This is a genomic window from Neptuniibacter sp. 1_MG-2023 (genome assembly GCF_030547185.1).
Lineage (GTDB): Bacteria > Pseudomonadota > Gammaproteobacteria > Pseudomonadales > Balneatricaceae > Neptuniibacter.
The window spans coordinates 56913-72610 of sequence record NZ_JAUOQR010000001.1; the positions used below are offsets into that span (position 1 = coordinate 56913).

The 15698-nt window shown below is 42.9% G+C and carries 13 protein-coding genes and 1 tRNA gene; 6 read left to right on the top strand and 8 right to left on the bottom strand.

Translation table 11 applies throughout. The features are described 5' to 3' along the window. The first annotated feature begins 87 nt into the window (after window positions 1-87). Window positions 88-675, top strand: a complete 588-nt coding sequence (locus Q4492_RS00255; protein WP_303415149.1) for a YiiX/YebB-like N1pC/P60 family cysteine hydrolase — start codon at window positions 88-90, stop codon at window positions 673-675. A gap of 74 nt (window positions 676-749) precedes the next feature. On the opposite strand, the gene Q4492_RS00260 is transcribed toward Q4492_RS00255, so the two are convergent. The 5 genes from Q4492_RS00260 to nfuA all read right to left on the bottom strand — a co-directional run bounded on the left by Q4492_RS00260 (window position 750) and on the right by nfuA (window position 6487). Further along, window positions 750-2633: a SurA N-terminal domain-containing protein gene (locus tag Q4492_RS00260; RefSeq protein ID WP_303415151.1), complete on the bottom strand. Its 1884-nt coding sequence runs from the start codon at window positions 2631-2633 to the stop codon at window positions 750-752. Between the two features lie 83 nt (window positions 2634-2716). Then, window positions 2717-2793: transfer RNA gene (locus Q4492_RS00265), tRNA-Asp, on the bottom strand. A gap of 29 nt (window positions 2794-2822) precedes the next feature. After that, window positions 2823-3098 carry an HU family DNA-binding protein gene (locus tag Q4492_RS00270; protein WP_007020114.1) on the bottom strand — a complete coding sequence of 92 codons (276 nt, stop codon included), beginning with the start codon at window positions 3096-3098 and terminating at the stop codon, window positions 2823-2825. A 129-nt stretch (window positions 3099-3227) separates the two neighbouring features. Beyond that, window positions 3228-5651 carry an endopeptidase La gene (gene lon / locus Q4492_RS00275; protein WP_303415153.1) on the bottom strand — a complete coding sequence of 808 codons (2424 nt, stop codon included), beginning with the start codon at window positions 5649-5651 and terminating at the stop codon, window positions 3228-3230. 242 nt (window positions 5652-5893) lie between these two features. Further along, on the bottom strand, window positions 5894-6487 hold the full coding sequence (gene nfuA / locus Q4492_RS00280; RefSeq protein WP_303415154.1) for a Fe-S biogenesis protein NfuA: 594 nt from the start codon (window positions 6485-6487) through the stop codon (window positions 5894-5896). Between the two features lie 195 nt (window positions 6488-6682). On the opposite strand from nfuA, the gene Q4492_RS00285 reads away from it, so the two are divergent. Together Q4492_RS00285 and Q4492_RS00290 are read left to right on the top strand one after the other, a co-directional pair. Then, complete coding sequence (locus Q4492_RS00285; protein WP_303415155.1) at window positions 6683-8011, top strand: MATE family efflux transporter; 1329 nt, start codon at window positions 6683-6685, stop codon at window positions 8009-8011. Between the two features lie 132 nt (window positions 8012-8143). After that, the gene (locus Q4492_RS00290) at window positions 8144-9322 is read left to right on the top strand and encodes a cation:proton antiporter (RefSeq protein WP_303415156.1); all 1179 of its coding nucleotides are present in this window, start codon (window positions 8144-8146) and stop codon (window positions 9320-9322) included. A gap of 16 nt (window positions 9323-9338) precedes the next feature. Here Q4492_RS00290 and Q4492_RS00295 read toward each other — a convergent pair whose 3' ends face one another. Next, complete coding sequence (locus tag Q4492_RS00295) at window positions 9339-10325, bottom strand: glycosyl transferase family protein (RefSeq protein ID WP_303415157.1); 987 nt, start codon at window positions 10323-10325, stop codon at window positions 9339-9341. Between the two features lie 127 nt (window positions 10326-10452). On the opposite strand from Q4492_RS00295, the gene Q4492_RS00300 reads away from it, so the two are divergent. Genes Q4492_RS00300 through Q4492_RS00310 form a run of 3 tightly spaced genes read left to right on the top strand, consistent with a single transcriptional unit; the run spans window position 10453 to window position 13259 of the window. Beyond that, window positions 10453-11217 (top strand): adenosylcobinamide-GDP ribazoletransferase, encoded by a 765-nt coding sequence (locus tag Q4492_RS00300; RefSeq protein ID WP_303415158.1) that lies wholly within the window; start codon window positions 10453-10455, stop codon window positions 11215-11217. A gap of 60 nt (window positions 11218-11277) precedes the next feature. Continuing rightward, window positions 11278-12633 (top strand): 23S rRNA (uracil(1939)-C(5))-methyltransferase RlmD, encoded by a 1356-nt coding sequence (gene rlmD, locus Q4492_RS00305; RefSeq protein WP_303415166.1) that lies wholly within the window; start codon window positions 11278-11280, stop codon window positions 12631-12633. Then, window positions 12633-13259: an RluA family pseudouridine synthase gene (locus Q4492_RS00310; protein ID WP_303415168.1), complete on the top strand. Its 627-nt coding sequence runs from the start codon at window positions 12633-12635 to the stop codon at window positions 13257-13259. The genes rlmD and Q4492_RS00310 overlap by 1 nt, the downstream gene beginning before the upstream one ends. A gap of 19 nt (window positions 13260-13278) precedes the next feature. On the opposite strand, the gene Q4492_RS00315 is transcribed toward Q4492_RS00310, so the two are convergent. Further along, on the bottom strand, window positions 13279-14238 hold the full coding sequence (locus tag Q4492_RS00315) for a D-2-hydroxyacid dehydrogenase (RefSeq protein ID WP_303415170.1): 960 nt from the start codon (window positions 14236-14238) through the stop codon (window positions 13279-13281). 74 nt (window positions 14239-14312) lie between these two features. Further along, window positions 14313-15689, bottom strand: a complete 1377-nt coding sequence (gene bamC, locus Q4492_RS00320; protein ID WP_303415172.1) for an outer membrane protein assembly factor BamC — start codon at window positions 15687-15689, stop codon at window positions 14313-14315. Window positions 15690-15698: the final 9 nt, after the last annotated feature.

Consider the following 15698-nt stretch of genomic DNA (forward strand, 5'->3'; position numbering starts at 1 on the left):
CCCCTTATAGGCAGATAAAATTAATACTTGCTCCAACAAAAAACGGATGACGTTTAAATATTAAGTAAGTAGCAGGAGATAGCAGAGATGAATACACAACAACTGGATCAACTTGAAAAAGAGATCACTAATAAAGTTAAAGAAGGCGATATTATCTTCATCTCGATTGATAGCTTTCTCTATCGCCAAGTCGCCAAAGGCACTGGAAGCTGGACCTCACATGTGGGCTTTATTGTCCAAGAAAATAATCAATGGTATGTACTGGAAAGCGCAGTCCCTAAAGTAACACGCTGCCCTTTACGCAAGTTTCTTTCTAGAACAACCAATAACGAAGTCAGTGTTATGCGGGTAAAAGAGGGGCTCAATCAAGAGCAGATTGATAAACTAAAATATGCAGCAGAAGAAAAAATGGGGATTTATTACCACTTAGGTTTTAAATACGATTCAAAGCGTCAGTTTTGCTCAAAGTTTGTCCACCACATATTCAAGGAGGCCTTAGGGATTGAGATTGGTAAAGTGCAAACGCTAGAAGCCTTGCTACAAGAAAACCCTCAAGCTAGCGTTAACTTCTGGCGCTGCTGGTACTTAGGCTTTGTTCCTTGGCAGCGAAAAACCATTACACCGGCCAGCCAGCTCAATGATCCTCAACTCAAAACAGTCTTTAGTGCATGTTAAACCTACGAGCAAAAAATCAGCGATAGCCTAAACAAAAAAACCACCTGAAGGTGGTTTTTTTATCTAAAGTAAAATTACAAACGTTCTACTTCAGCTTTCTCTTTTAGTTGAGTTAGATAATCTTGGTAATCCTGCTGACCTTTACGGTTACTCAGCATCATACTCATATAGCTAATCTCTTCCGGCTTCAGGTCAACATCCGCCTCAGTTACTTTATCAAGCACTACGATTGATTTGCTACCATCTAGCATATCAACTGCCGCATAGCTCATAGCGTTCTCAGCAGGCTTAGGCAATTTAAATACAGCAGATCGTAACTCTTGCGGTAAATCCTGTTGAGTACGAGTGACGCCGGCAAGCGTCGTTACCGTGGCACCCGTAGCGACATTCTCTAAGCTATCTCCTTGCTTCAGTTTAGCGATAAGTTCATCCGCTTGAGCCGCTAAAGCTTGCGCTACCTTTTCATCTAACAACGCTTCTTTAATCATGGCAGCAACTTCTTCAAGTGTTTTCTCACGAGGTAGCTCATGTTGAACTACTCGTAACACTAGGGCCCGGCCAGAATCTAATTCGATAGGTGTACTATTCAACCCATCTTTAATCAGCTCTTCATCAAAGGCGACGCCCAAGACTTTAGGGTTAGCTGTAATTTCATCTTCACTACCCGTGCGGGAGAAAAGCTCTGTCTTTTGAATTTCAAGATCAAGCACTTCAGAAGGCTCAACCAAATCACCAGAAGAGAAAGATATATCAGCTAAGCGCTCTAACTGAGCTACATATTCTTCCTCAGATAATTGATTTAGCAGATCACTTGCAAGATCAGCTTTAGCTTTTTCAAAAGAAGGCACTTCAGTTGCTTCAATATCGATAAGCTTAATAATATGGTAACCAAATTCAGTTCTAACAGGCGATGATACTTGCCCTTTCTCTAAGGCAAAGAGTGCATTATCAAACTCATCAGAAAATACACCTTTCTCATTAACACCTAAATCACCACCCATTTCAGCGGACGCAGGGTCATCTGATTCAGTTTTAGCAATAGCCTCAAAAGCCTCACCCGCCGCTATACGTTCAGCAATATTAGCAGCCTTAGCTTTTGCAGCAGCATCATCCTGCTCATCTGAGATAGCGACGAGAATGTGCGCAGAGTGGCGAAGTTCTTGTGCTTGAAAGGTATCAATTAATAGCTGATAAGCACTTTCTAACTGCTCATCCGTCACTGTTATTTCAGTTTCTAACGCGCTACGTTCAAGTAATAAGTACTCTATAGCAACCTGCTCATCAGTTAAGTACTCTGAACGATGCTCATCATAGTAATCTGCAATTTCTTGATCACTCACATTTAAAGATGAACGAAGTGAGGATGCAGGAAGTGTAAAATATCGTAGATCTCGTGTTTGGCTGTCCAATTGAGCGATTGAGGTCAACTCAGAAGGGAGAGTAAAAGCAGATAACATAAACGCTGCACGTTCCTGTTCCGTTATCTTGTCTTTACGTATCAAATCACGATACATCATCGGTGTCAGACCGGCATTACGTAAAACAGCTTCAAACTGCGCACGATTAAACTGCCCATCCTGTTGAAAATCTGTTGTTGTCAAAATCAGTTGATCAATCATGTTGTCAGAGAATGTTAATCCCTGATCGCTAGCGGACTGAACAAGAACAGTCTGCTCTATAAGGCCTTCCAGTACCATGTTGCTGATTAAGTTATCATCAAGCAACGCTGGATCTGCATCCTCTCCCATCTGGGAAAGCATTTGGCGTTTCTGAAGCTGAACACCTTGAACGAGATCCTGTTGACTAATCTCTTCGCCATTAACTGTAGCAGGCGCATTGCTGCCCGCAGTTAAACTAACAAGTGATTCAACACCAAATAAAGCAAAAGTAACTGCAATCAAACCAACAATAATCTTGGCGATGATTCCTTGGGAGTTATCCCGAATGGACTGTAGCATTATGCCTATAAACCCCTGAGCATTTTTTCACACAAAAAAAAAGCGCATTCTAAACGAATGCGCCTTTCTTGATTTCTTTCTGTTGGCGGAACGGACGGGACTCGAACCCGCGACCCCCTGCGTGACAGGCAGGTATTCTAACCAACTGAACTACCGCTCCTTAAAGTAAGATCGTGACGCGATCAGATCTTACTTATTAACTGCGTCTTTTAAAGCCTTACCAGGTTTAAAAGTAGGCAGCGTAGCAGCAGCAATCTCAATTGGTTTGCCTGTCTGCGGATTGCGACCTGTACGAGCTGCGCGCTCTTTTACAGAAAATGTACCGAAACCTACAAGTGCCACAGAATCTCCGTTCTGTAATGCACCAGTTACTGCTTCTAGAGTCGCATCAAGTGCACGACCAGCAGCTGCTTTAGGAATATCGGCTGAAGCTGCGATAGCGTCGATCAGTTCAGACTTATTCACATTGTTCCCCTTTAATAGATCGTTATTTTTAATTTTCGTAATCCATGCCCAGCAAGATGGTAAGCATTTATACCAAGTGGTAGAAAGCGGTGTCAAGACAACTTGTGCACCTTTCTCCCCTTATGAACTCTAATGAGGCTTTATTTGCCCCGGCTCAGCTTTTCCAGGCTTTTCCTTTGCTGCAACAACCTCGCCTTCTTCTTGCTCTATTGGCTTAGGCTGATACTTAAGTGCGATATCTAAAACTTCATCTATCCACTTAACAGCTTTTATATCTAAATCTGCTTTGATATTGTCAGGAATCTCCTTCAAATCACGCTCATTTTCTTTAGGAATAAGAACCGTTTTGATTCCCCCCCTATGAGCTGCAAGCAGTTTTTCTTTCAATCCGCCTATAGGCAAGACTTGCCCCCTAAGGGTTATCTCGCCCGTCATGGCAACATCAGCCCTCACCGGTATATTGGTCAAGACTGATACTAAAGCAGTACACATGCCGATGCCAGCACTTGGGCCATCTTTCGGCGTTGCCCCTTCAGGAACATGTATATGGATATCATGTTTCTCATGAAAGTCTGGTGCAATACCTAATGCCGAAGCTCTATTTCTTACAACAGTCAACGCCGCTTGAATAGACTCTTTCATGACATCGCCAAGGCTACCTGTAGTCACCTGACGACCTTTACCTGGCACTACAGCGGCTTCGATACTAAGTATATCGCCACCAACTTGAGTCCAAGCTAAGCCTGTCACTAGTCCAACTTGATCTTGCTCTTCGGCAATACCGAAATTGTATTTCAGGACACCGCTATAGTGCTCAAGCTGTTCTGTATCAACGGTAATAGTACCTGCCTTATTCGAAAGCGCGAGCTCTTTAACAACCTTACGGCAGATCTTAGCAATTTCACGCTCAAGGCCACGAACACCGGCTTCTCGCGTATAGTAGCGGATAAGTCCAGTAATGGCACTATCTGTAATCTCAACTTCGCCCGTTTTTAAGCCATTATTTTTAAATTGTTTCTCTACGAGGTAATTACGAGCAATATTTAGCTTTTCATCTTCGGTGTAACCGGGGATACGAATGATTTCCATACGATCCAAAAGTGGACCAGGAATATTCATAGAGTTCGAGGTACAAACAAACATAACATCCGATAGATCGTAATCAACTTCTAGGTAGTGATCATTGAAGCTAGAGTTTTGCTCCGGATCAAGAACCTCAAGAAGTGCTGACGCAGGGTCTCCACGTTGGTCCATACCCATCTTATCGATTTCATCTAATAAGAACAGTGGATTTTTAACACCAACTTTAGCCATCTTCTGTAGTAATTTACCCGGCATTGAACCTATATAGGTACGACGGTGACCACGAATCTCGGCTTCGTCACGTACACCACCTAGCGCCATACGGACATACTCACGATTAGTCGCACGTGCAATAGAACGCCCTAGAGAGGTCTTACCAACCCCAGGAGGACCTACAAGACAAAGAATAGGGCCTTTTAACTTTTTAACGCGCTTTTGAACAGCGAGATATTCTAGAATGCGATCTTTAACTTCCTCAAGACCATAATGATCCTGATTAAGAATTTTCTCAGCTCGCTTCATATCATGACGAACTTTTGAACGCTTAGACCATGGAATGGAAAGCATCCAGTCGATGTAACCACGCACAACGGTTGCTTCCGCTGACATAGGTGACATCATTTTTAATTTGTTGTATTCCGCCATGGTTTTGTCGAACGCTTCCTGAGGCATTTTCGCTTCAGCAATGCGATTCTTCAGCTCATCCATGTCGTTTGTGCCAGACTCATCCAGATCGCCTAACTCTTTCTGAATGGCCTTCATCTGCTCATTCAAATAGTATTCGCGCTGGCTTTTTTCCATCTGCTTTTTAACCCGGCCACGGATCCGTTTTTCGACCTCAACCAAGTCAATTTCAGACTCCATCAACGCCATTAGATGCTCAAGACGCTCTTTATTGCCCAACATCTCGAGAATCTGTTGTTTTTCTCCTAATTTCAAAGACATATGAGCAGCAATGGTATCAGCCAAACGCCCTACATCATCAATATTTTGCAGTGAAGACAATACTTCTGAAGGTATCTTTTTATTGACCTGAACAAAGCGTTCAAACTGTTCAAGCACCGTACGTTTGTATAAAGTGTCTTCAGCTTCAGTCAGCTCCTCAATAGGTAACACAGAGGCTTGAGCAGAGAAAAAGCCTTCATCTTCGTGCAAACTATGAATAGTCGCACGGTAATCACCTTCGACAAGAACTTTCACTGTACCATCTGGTAGTTTCAGCATCTGCAAGATGCTGGCAACAGTACCTACTTCAAACAGATCATCCGCCAGAGGTTCATCATCAGAAGCGTTTTTCTGAGCAACTAATAAGATCTCTTTCTCGCCTGACATTGCTGCTTCAAGTGCATCAATGGATTTTTCCCGCCCAACAAAAAGTGGGATCACCATGTGCGGATAAACAACGACATCCCGTAATGGGAGTACGGGCAATTCAATTACTTGTGACTGTGATTCGTCATGTTGAGTCATGCAGCAATAGCCTCATCAAACAGGTCCGCGGTGCTCTGCGGATAAATTCTTTAAATACGCGATAAACGATTAATGGTTACATGGGGGTGTTTCTATATAAATGCAACCAGCGGGATCAAAATAATACAGCGTTTAGAGTGTCATGAAGGTTGTAGATATTAGAAGCATTGTTATTTTATAACAGCATCTTAGGGCGGAGACAATTGAAAAGGGGAAGCAAGCTTCCCCTTTTCAATCACATGTTATTTATAATATGCGTTTTCACGCACACTATGGTCGGTTACATCACGTACCCCAACCAAATCTGCGATACGCTCAACTAAGGTTGCCTCAACTCCGTCTTTCAGAGTCATGTCAACAGCGCTACACCCTTGGCAACCACCGCCGAATTGAAGAATAGCAATCTGCCCCTCTTCCTCCTCGACAACTTCCATTAGCTTCACCTCACCACCATGAGATGAAAGGCCCGGGTTAATTTCTGAGTAAAGAATATAATTAATCTGCTCAGCTATCGGACTATCTGCAGACACTTTAGGCACTTTAGCGTTAGGCGCTTTTATCGTCAGCTGGCCACCCATTCGATCCTTAGAGAAGTCCACATGAGCTTCATCTAAATAAGGAATGCTATTCTTTTCAACATAAAAACGTAGTTTAGCCAACTCCATGACTTCATCATCTTCAATGATTTCATCAGGGCGACAGTATGCAAGACAAGTTTCAGCGTAGGAGGTCCCTGGCTGAGTGACAAACATACGCACCGCCATGCCCTCTACATCTTGCTTGCTAAGAAGTTCTACTAAATAATCTTCAGCCGTTTCTGTAACGGTAATATTCATACGATGTCCTGTATGTTAAATCTACACTTTAATTAGCTGTAGGATACACCCAAACTATTCCCGAGTAAATTGATCAACTATTAATCGAACCCCTATTATAAATCCATCCTAAGGAGTAATTCTATCCACTTGTATATTTGTTCAACTTTAAAACTAAGTGTTCTGTTAGAATAAGGCCTTTTGCGCCGATCCTCTATGTCTGCATTTCTTCGACAGAAAACAATTATCCTCCTCGGACTACCGATCATCGCGGGTATGCTCTCTCAAAGCGTTATCAATTTGATAGATGCGGCCTTAGTCGGTCAACTTGGTGAAGCCTCTCTTGCGGGCGTTGGTATTGGTAGTTATACCAATTTTGTTGCTATCAGCTTAATACTCGGGCTGTCTTCAGGTGTACAAACCCTCGTGGCAAGAAATAGAGGGCAAGGACAACATAATTATGCAGCGACTCCTGTCCATTGGGGATTGCTAATCTCTTTTCTTGTTGCCCTCCCCCTGAGCATAATTTATATCCATTATTCTGATAGTCTCGTTGCTATAATGTCAGAGGATTCTTCTGTTCAAGATATTGCTTCATCCTATTTTGATTACCGAACAGCAGCTATGCTTGCCGTTGGAATCAATTTATCTTTTCGCGGGTGGTGGAATGGTAATAAAACACCTATTACTTATTTTAAAATCCTTGTGTTTACCCACTCCTTAAATATAGTCATTAGCTACTGCCTTATTTTTGGACATTTAGGCTTACCTCAAATGGGAGCGCCGGGCGCAGGATTAGGCTCAGCAATTGCAATTTACTCAGGTGCGCTTATCAATGCGGTTTTTGTGTATAAAAATGCAAAACCTGCCGGTTTATTAAGGTGGCATTCGGGCAGCATAATTGAGTTTTCAAAATTATTACGTTTATCTATCCCACACTCACTTCAGCAGTTTTTCCTAGCCCTATCTATCTGCGTACTTATTTGGATCATTGGACAACTGGGTACGAGTGATCAAGCGATCGCGCATGTGTTAATTAACTTATCTCTATTCTTAATTTTACCTGCAGTAGGGCTCGGAATTGCTTCTACATCGTTAGTCAGTCACGCTATAGGGGAAGACAAACAACAGGAAGCTCTCAGATGGGGGTGGGCTGTGTTAAAAACTGCACTCGCTTTTATGTTGCTTCTAAGTTTACCTTTATGGCTCATACCAGAAACCATACTCGGTTTCTTTTTACAATCTAACGCATTAATAGAGCAAGCGGTGCTACCGTTACAGATAGCAGCTTTAGCTATATGTCTAGATGCAGCCACCATTGTATTAACTCAGGCATTGTTTGGTGTAGGCGCAAATCGTATAGTATTCATTATATCGACGTGCGGCTTATGGGGATTTTATCTTCCTTTAGCTTGGTTATTTGGCCCTGCTTTAGGTTTTGGATTAATTGGAATCTGGATTATCCAGTTGATATATCGTGCGCTATCGTCGCTAGTTTTTATCTATATTTGGCAACAACAGCGTTGGTCAATGATCAAACTGTAATTATTACCAGCTTTAACCTAAAACATTATTATCCATCCACTCATATCTACATCTGGATGCGTAACATCTAGCTAAGCTCAAGCCAGCGGGTCTGGTTTATCATTCTAATCTGCATAATTAAGGATCTATTGTATGGCTGAGCAGTCACTGGTCTTTTCATTTTTCTTAATTTTCACAGGCGCAGCTATTGTTGCCTCATTAGCTCTTTACACGCGTCAACCTTTGCTTGTTGCTTATATTGCTTTAGGAGCACTCCTTGGGCCTTATGGCGTAGCTATGGTCACCGACACTAAGCTGTTAACAGATATATCCCATATAGGTATCATTTTTTTACTGTTTTTACTCGGTCTTGATATGCAACCCTCTCATCTTATTCATATGCTAAAAAAAGCAACGCTGATCGCCATCGCAAGCTCCGTTTTATTTTTCATCATAGGCTACGCTGTCGGCTTTAGTTTTGGTTATACACAAACAGAATGCATGATTATCGGTATCGCTATCATGTTTTCCAGCACGATTATTGGAATCAAGTTACTCCCCACTACCGTTTTACATCACCGCCATACAGGGGAACTGGTTGTAGGCTTATTACTACTACAGGACGTTATCGCCATTATGATGCTGTTATTTCTTTACAGTGGTACAGGGGAAACTAGCGATTCAGAAACAATGATTATCTTCGCCAAAACCTTAGTCGCCCTGCCTCTGCTTATTTTGGGCGCTTTTATATTTGTCAGGTTTGTTCTATTAAAACTGATACAAAAATTTGACCGCTTTCATGAATATATTTTCTTACTAGCGATTGGTTGGTGCCTTGGACTAGCGGAACTGGCTAACTTTGTCGGCTTATCCGCCGAAATAGGTGCTTTTGTAGCGGGCGTTTCCATCGCGACAAGCCCTATTGCTCAATATATAGCTACAAGCCTAAAACCCTTACGTGATTTTTTCTTAATACTGTTCTTCTTTTCAATTGGCGCTAGCTTCAATCTGTCTTTAGTGGGACTCATTGCAATTCCGGCTATTATATTGGCATTGCTCGTATTAAGTTTAAAACCTATGATTTTCCGTTTTCTCTTAAACGGTATTAGCGAATCACCGTCAATCGGCTGGGAGGTAGGATTTAGACTAGGGCAGATCAGTGAATTTTCGTTACTGATCGCTTATATTGCCGCAGGCTCCATGATGATTGGGGAGGAGGCATCACACGTGATTCAGGCTACAGCGATTTTAACCTTCTTACTTTCCAGTTATGTAGTGATTTTTAACTTCCCATCACCGATCGCTGTATCAGATAAATTGCGCCGTGATTAACGGCGCTGTTTATATACTAAAATAGATCTATTTTGCGGGTTTGCCAGAGTATCTCTGCACGTTTAAGCAAATCATCTACCTCTCCATCCTCACCCAACAGCCTTAAGACAACAGCCAAAGTTGAGAGAATAGCCTTCTCTCCGTACTCATGCCGAGTTTCACCCTGCCAAACAGAAAGTAAGGTTTGTGGATCTAATTTATCTTCCTTAACAAAACGCTTAGCGACGATCCTTTGCCACTCATACTCAACCAGCTCACCCTCTTCTACCCACTGCAACAAACACTCTGCATCAGGTCGAATCTCTGCTTCCCCACCATCGCCTTTAACCGTTAAATTTCGCTGCTCACCGAGTAACTGAGCTGTCTTTTGATGCATAGGACCATAAGCTGGATGAAATACACCATCAATACTGTTAGGCGCTTCAGAAGGATTTAACATACGACATAGAGTATGAACGGGTGAGCGTAAGCCTAAGATAGACCGAAGCTGAATAATCTCTCCTAAAGGTGGGCAGAAATTATCGATAGACATATAAGCAAAACCCACACGTGCCAGCTCTGTTTCTACCTCATCCCAAGCAGCACAAGGCTGAAGCTTAAATAGACTTAACATATCTTCAAGATAGATTCGCCCTGGCGTATGCCCTTTAGCCCCATGCATAAAAATTTTATAGCCATGACTAGCAAGACAGAGTGCTACTAACAAGTACCAAGGATGACGATTTTTTTTGCCCGCATAAGTCGACCAATCTAAATCAGTATCAATCCTACGACCCACCGCGTAACGTGTACGCACAGCATCAGCAAAACCGGCTAACTCTTCCGGCGCCTCCTCCTTAACGCGTAACAGCATAAGAAACGCGCCAAGCTGTTCAGGCCGAACATTCTTATCCAGAATCATTCCCATGGCCTCAGCAGCCTCTTCACGGGTAAGTGAACGTGTCCCAGTCTTACCTTTGCCTAAAATTCTTACAAAGGGGGCAAACTTATGCTCTTCAATCATTAGCAGCTTTAACCTTATTCTGTGCAAACGAAATAAATACAGTAGAATTAACCCATTACTACATCATCGCGCATATAACCTAATTAGTACTCAATAACGGTTTTGGATTATCTGGATCAATAGTGTAATGAAATCATACCCTCGCCAGCTACATGTTTTTTTTAATGCACTAACCTACTACACTAGATTTAGCGCCCCCAGCTGGGTTGAATATTCCAAAGAGAACCAAGCAGAATCAACTCGTTACCTACCTTGGATTGGCTTATTAATAGGTTTTTATACCGCTTTAATTTACTGGCTTGGAACCTTTATTTTTCCTGACACTATCGCGGTTATCTTATCAATCGCCACAAGTATATGGATGAGTGGCGCTCTACATGAAGATGGTCTATCCGACTGTTTCGATGGATTCGGCGGCGGATGGGAGAAGCAGCGCATTCTGACCATTATGAAAGATTCCAGATTGGGCAGTTACGGGGTATTAGCGATTATACTGGCCCTAATGTTGAAATATAACGCTCTACTCACTGTACAAGAGACCGTGCTAATCATCATCAGTGCTCACTGCCTGAGCCGCTTTTTTCCGCTATTAATTATCCACAAGGAAAACTATGTCGGCCTTACAGAACAAAATAAAGCCAAGGTCATGACTACCCACAGAATAACTAAAACTGATCTTATTATTGCCTTTATCCCAGCCTTGCTCTGTTTAGCCTTTAGCCCTCTTGTTTATATCAGCGTATTAGTTCCCCTTTTAGGGCTTACATTCTGGTTAGCATCGTACTTCCGTTCCTGGATAGACGGTTATACCGGCGACTGCTTAGGTTGCTGCCAACAACTATCTGAGTTAACTATTTATATTTGGTTCTGTTTGCCTTGGTTTATTGGCTAATTTCTATATAACATCTATTAATCTCTGCTAAAATCGCCCGCTAATCTGCTGGTATCCCTTATGAAACGAAAAAATAGCCTATTTAGCCGTCCAACTGCATCAAAAACACCCCAATCAAAAAAAACGATTGAGTACCCTGATGTCATCGAAGTACAGGGACTAAGCCATGAAGGCCGCGGCATAGCTAAACAGGACGGGAAGACTCTCTTCATATCAGGAGCGCTTCCAACAGAGCAAGTACGATTCAAAATTGAAGCAAGACACCGTCGCTATGATGAAGCGATCTACACAGAAATAGTCACCCCATCAGCGCATAGGGTCCCAGCTTCCTGCGATTATTATGAACGTTGTGGTGGCTGTGATCTCCAGCACTTAAACCATGAGCAACAAATCACCACAAAACAAGCACTGGTCATCGATCAATTATCAAGGCTGGGAAAGTTCACGCCATTAGAAGTAGAACAACCCATTACGAGCCCTAGCTGGCACTATCGTCGCAGCTGCCGTCTCGGAATTAATCAATTAACAAGGGACAATAGTGCCATTGTTGGCTTTCGCCGGAAGGGTAGCAGCAAACTGATCAAAATAGACCACTGCCCAGTATTATCGGAACCACTCGATAAAATTTTATCTTCGCTACCCGCGGTACTTGAAGAGACAGAAAATTTTAAAGAGATCACCCACGCCGAAATCAGTATGGGTGATAACGAAGGCGCATTAACCTTAAGGGTAAAGAAAACTCCTAAAGAGCCACTTATCACCCAGTTAAATGAACTTGCGCAAGCAAATAGTTTCAAACTGTACTTTGATTTCGGAGACCGAATTGAAGCCGTTGATGGTGAAGCTCAACTCAACTACCGAATAGCTGAGACAGATACGCTCATCCATTTCAAACCTGGTGACTTTATTCAAGTCAATGCTAAGGTTAATGAGCAGATGATCCAGCGGGCTTTATCTTGGTTACAACTTTCAAAAAATGATCGCGTATTAGATCTGTTTTGCGGTATAGGTAACTTTACACTACCTATAGCCACACGAGTTGAAAGTATCGTCGGCATAGAAGGCGTAGAAGAGATGGTCATTCGCGCCAATGATAATGCTCAGATCAATCAAATCGATAATTGTGAATTTCATAAAGCCAACCTAACCAATGACCTACGCGCCATGCCTTGGTACAAGCAAGGCTTCAATAAAATAGTCCTTGATCCCCCCCGCACCGGCGCACTGGAGATTATTAAACAACTGAAACAACACTCTGCAGAGATGGTACTCTATGTCTCTTGCAACCCTGCAGCACTTGCCCGTGATGGGGCAGAGTTAATATCCCAAGGTTATAAAGCAACGCGTTTTTGCGTTATGGATATGTTCCCACATACATCTCATGTTGAATCTCTTGTCCTATTTGAGCGTATCTAATGGTTGATATTATCTATGCTGACGACGCTTTTGTAATCGCCAATAAACCCTACGATGTTTTATCCGTTCCTGGCCGTGGTGAAGACAAGCAAGATTGTTTATGGCGACGAGTACAAACAATATTTCCAACAGCTAGAGTCGTTCACCGGCTAGATTATGCAACATCCGGAGTGATGGTATTAGCCTTAACATTGGAAGCACAAAGGTCGCTCAATCGCAGCTTTCAAGAGCGTCAAACCCATAAGCGCTATCAGGCCATTATCTCCGGTACACCAGAGCAATCAGAAGGCAGTGTAGAACTCCCTTTACGATGCGATTGGGAAAATAGACCTTTACAGATCGTCGATTTTGAACAAGGGAAAAACGCGTTAACACACTGGAAAGTACTGTCTAAAGAGGGCTCTGAGCAAGATACTCGCGTTGAGCTAACACCTATCACTGGCCGCTCTCATCAATTAAGAGTGCATATGCAAGCTATGGGACACCCAATTTTAGGGGATCGGTTTTATGCGGATACAGAAGGCCAAGCAAAATCTGACCGCCTACTGCTCCATGCCGAACAGCTATCCTTTCCCCACCCGATTACGGGTGAATTTGTTGAGTTTTTTGCACCCTGTCCTTTTTAAAGAGAAATAGCACACAAGCCTAAACGGTACGAATTGGCGTACCGCTTAGAAACGCTCTCATATTCTCAGCCGTCTGTTCAATAATACGATTGCGCGCTTCTATACTTCCCCAAGCGGTATGAGGAGTCAGGAGCAAGTTGGGAATGCTTGGATCGAGCAAAACATTACCATGAATCGGAGGCTCCTCCGTTAATACATCAAAGGCAGCACCAGCGATAACCCCATTTCTCAGCGCATCAGCAAGATCAGCCTCATTAACAATACCACCACGAGCTGTATTAATGATAAAAGCCTCAGGTTTCATCTGTTTAAAAACCTCTGTAGTAAAAAGGTTTTCCGTTGCGTCAGTCAGCGGACAATGCAAACTAATAACATCCGCTTGCTGAATAAAATCATCAAAAGGGTAAGCGGTATTAGAGTCCTGTTCAGCCCCTCCAATTTGACCTATTTTTTGGCATACAATGACCTTCATACCAAAGGCTTCAGCTATTTTAGCCACACCTTTACCTAAGTTTCCATAACCGATAATTCCAAGCGTTCGCCCTTTAAGCTCAATAATCGGGTGAGTTAGAAAGCAGAATTGTTCTGAACGCTGCCACTCACCCGCTACAACATCTTGGGCATAACTCGGCAGGTTAGTGTGTAAAGCTAAAATCAGTGACCACACGTGCTGAACGACAGAATCTACGCCATAAGCCACACAGTTAGACACAGGAATACCCAACTCACATGCCGCTTGCTTATCGATCACATTAGTTCCGGTAGCCAGTACACAAACCAGCTTTAATTGGGAGGCCTGCTCTAGATGATGACGTGCTAAAGGCGTCTTATTTGTTATCACAATATCGAAACCTTGGATTCGGTTACCTATCTCCTTATCCGGTGTCAGATCATAACAAACTAGCTCTTCAACCAAGAATTCGATGGCACTCAAATCTAAGGCCTCTAGGCCTTTTAAATCAAGTATAACTGCACGCATAACCCTCTCCCTCAGAAACCCATAAAAAAGGGCCCTAAGGCCCCTTCTATCAACTATTCACAACCACATATTGATTAAGAGCGAGGTAATTGCTCTTTAATCTCCCACAGTATCTCTTCACCTATAACTGCAGGGGCTGCGACCCCTTCCGCCGTCAAGACGCTTAAGTAAACACCTGTGCGCGTACGAATAAGTTTCAATTGATACTGGCCAGTGTGCTCAAACTTACCAGAGTTGGCGTTGTATACACCTGAGTCATCCCCACCAAACACATAGATAGGTTTACCTGCAAACCAGATCTTATAGCCTTTTTTGTTCGCTTCGTCTTCAGGATCATTCAACGTTCCAGCGGCTTGATTTTCAGTATTCTGGAAGCGAGCCGCCGTTTTACCGCTGGTATAACTTATACCTTCAGAATCGTCTTCTACACCTAAGGCTGCAGATATGGCACTTGTATCTAGAGTAATTGGACCACGATCGGCATGCAGCCATTCAAAGAAGCCCATCTCTTCTTCATTTTCAAAAGGCGTTGACGTCGTGTACGTCATATAAAATAAACCCAAGTCAGGATCGCGTGTACCTACATCCATATCGGCTTTATCTAATGCAGTACTAACATTATTCCAAGCAGACTCTACATCAGCATCAAGTTTTAATACCGCATTACCACGTGAGTCACGTCCTAACTGCGTGCCTAAACGGCGCTGCTCTTGGAAAGCAACCAATGTTTGAGCACTACGATCACCGGTAGCTTTACCTAGGTAACGTAACATTTCAAACATCATATCGGATTTATAACTAACACCTCTCGCCTGTTCGCTCCAGTCGACTTCCGCTGCTTCATTATCTTCAGCAAAGCGTATATGTTGCATCGCTATAGAAGTACGATTTGGGTCACCATCAACAGGCTTCAAACTGACCTGTAATTTATCCTTAGTTGCACCCGGAAGGTCTTGGAATGTAAGGCGCTTCACCCAAGAATCGACAAAGCTTAGCTCCTTGGCTTCATGAGTAATCCACTGAGTCTCCATAACCCCTTGACGCGGATCCGATTTAACAATATCTATACCATTAAACTGCCAAAACTCCTGCAATTTAACCCATACATTTGTTATACCTTCATCAACGATAATCAGTTTATCGCCATCCTCACGCTTTAAACTAACCGCTTCCGTACCAGATTCAGCATAGAAAAACTCAGGTCTAGGAACAATAAAGTCCCCAGTACGTGCTGTTGCGACATCACTGATTTCTGGAATAGTAAGCGACTCTTCTGTCTGCTTAACATTAAGATGCTCAGGCACTTCTAAACGCTGGCCGGTTTCAGCTAATTCATAATCTTGGCTACGATCACGAACAATACCGTTTTCACCATAGATTGGATTATTATCCAACGCACCACAGCCCGCCATTAACAGGCTAACTGTCGATAGAGCTAAAATCTTTTTCATTATTATGAT

What these genes read in the sequence shown, in the direction of transcription:
- Q4492_RS00260 (WP_303415151.1), bottom strand. Translation starts at nt 2,633, where the DNA reads ATGCTACAGTCCATTCGGGATAACTCCCAAGGAATCATCGCCAAGATT.
- rlmD (WP_303415166.1), top strand. Translation starts at nt 11,278, where the DNA reads ATGAAACGAAAAAATAGCCTATTTAGCCGTCCAACTGCATCAAAAACA.
- Q4492_RS00285 (WP_303415155.1), top strand. Translation starts at nt 6,683, where the DNA reads ATGTCTGCATTTCTTCGACAGAAAACAATTATCCTCCTCGGACTACCG.
- Q4492_RS00315 (WP_303415170.1), bottom strand. Translation starts at nt 14,238, where the DNA reads ATGCGTGCAGTTATACTTGATTTAAAAGGCCTAGAGGCCTTAGATTTG.
- Q4492_RS00310 (WP_303415168.1), top strand. Translation starts at nt 12,633, where the DNA reads ATGGTTGATATTATCTATGCTGACGACGCTTTTGTAATCGCCAATAAA.
- Q4492_RS00290 (WP_303415156.1), top strand. Translation starts at nt 8,144, where the DNA reads ATGGCTGAGCAGTCACTGGTCTTTTCATTTTTCTTAATTTTCACAGGC.
- Q4492_RS00300 (WP_303415158.1), top strand. Translation starts at nt 10,453, where the DNA reads ATGAAATCATACCCTCGCCAGCTACATGTTTTTTTTAATGCACTAACC.
- nfuA (WP_303415154.1), bottom strand. Translation starts at nt 6,487, where the DNA reads ATGAATATTACCGTTACAGAAACGGCTGAAGATTATTTAGTAGAACTT.
- Q4492_RS00295 (WP_303415157.1), bottom strand. Translation starts at nt 10,325, where the DNA reads ATGATTGAAGAGCATAAGTTTGCCCCCTTTGTAAGAATTTTAGGCAAA.
- bamC (WP_303415172.1), bottom strand. Translation starts at nt 15,689, where the DNA reads ATGAAAAAGATTTTAGCTCTATCGACAGTTAGCCTGTTAATGGCGGGC.
- lon (WP_303415153.1), bottom strand. Translation starts at nt 5,651, where the DNA reads ATGACTCAACATGACGAATCACAGTCACAAGTAATTGAATTGCCCGTA.
- Q4492_RS00255 (WP_303415149.1), top strand. Translation starts at nt 88, where the DNA reads ATGAATACACAACAACTGGATCAACTTGAAAAAGAGATCACTAATAAA.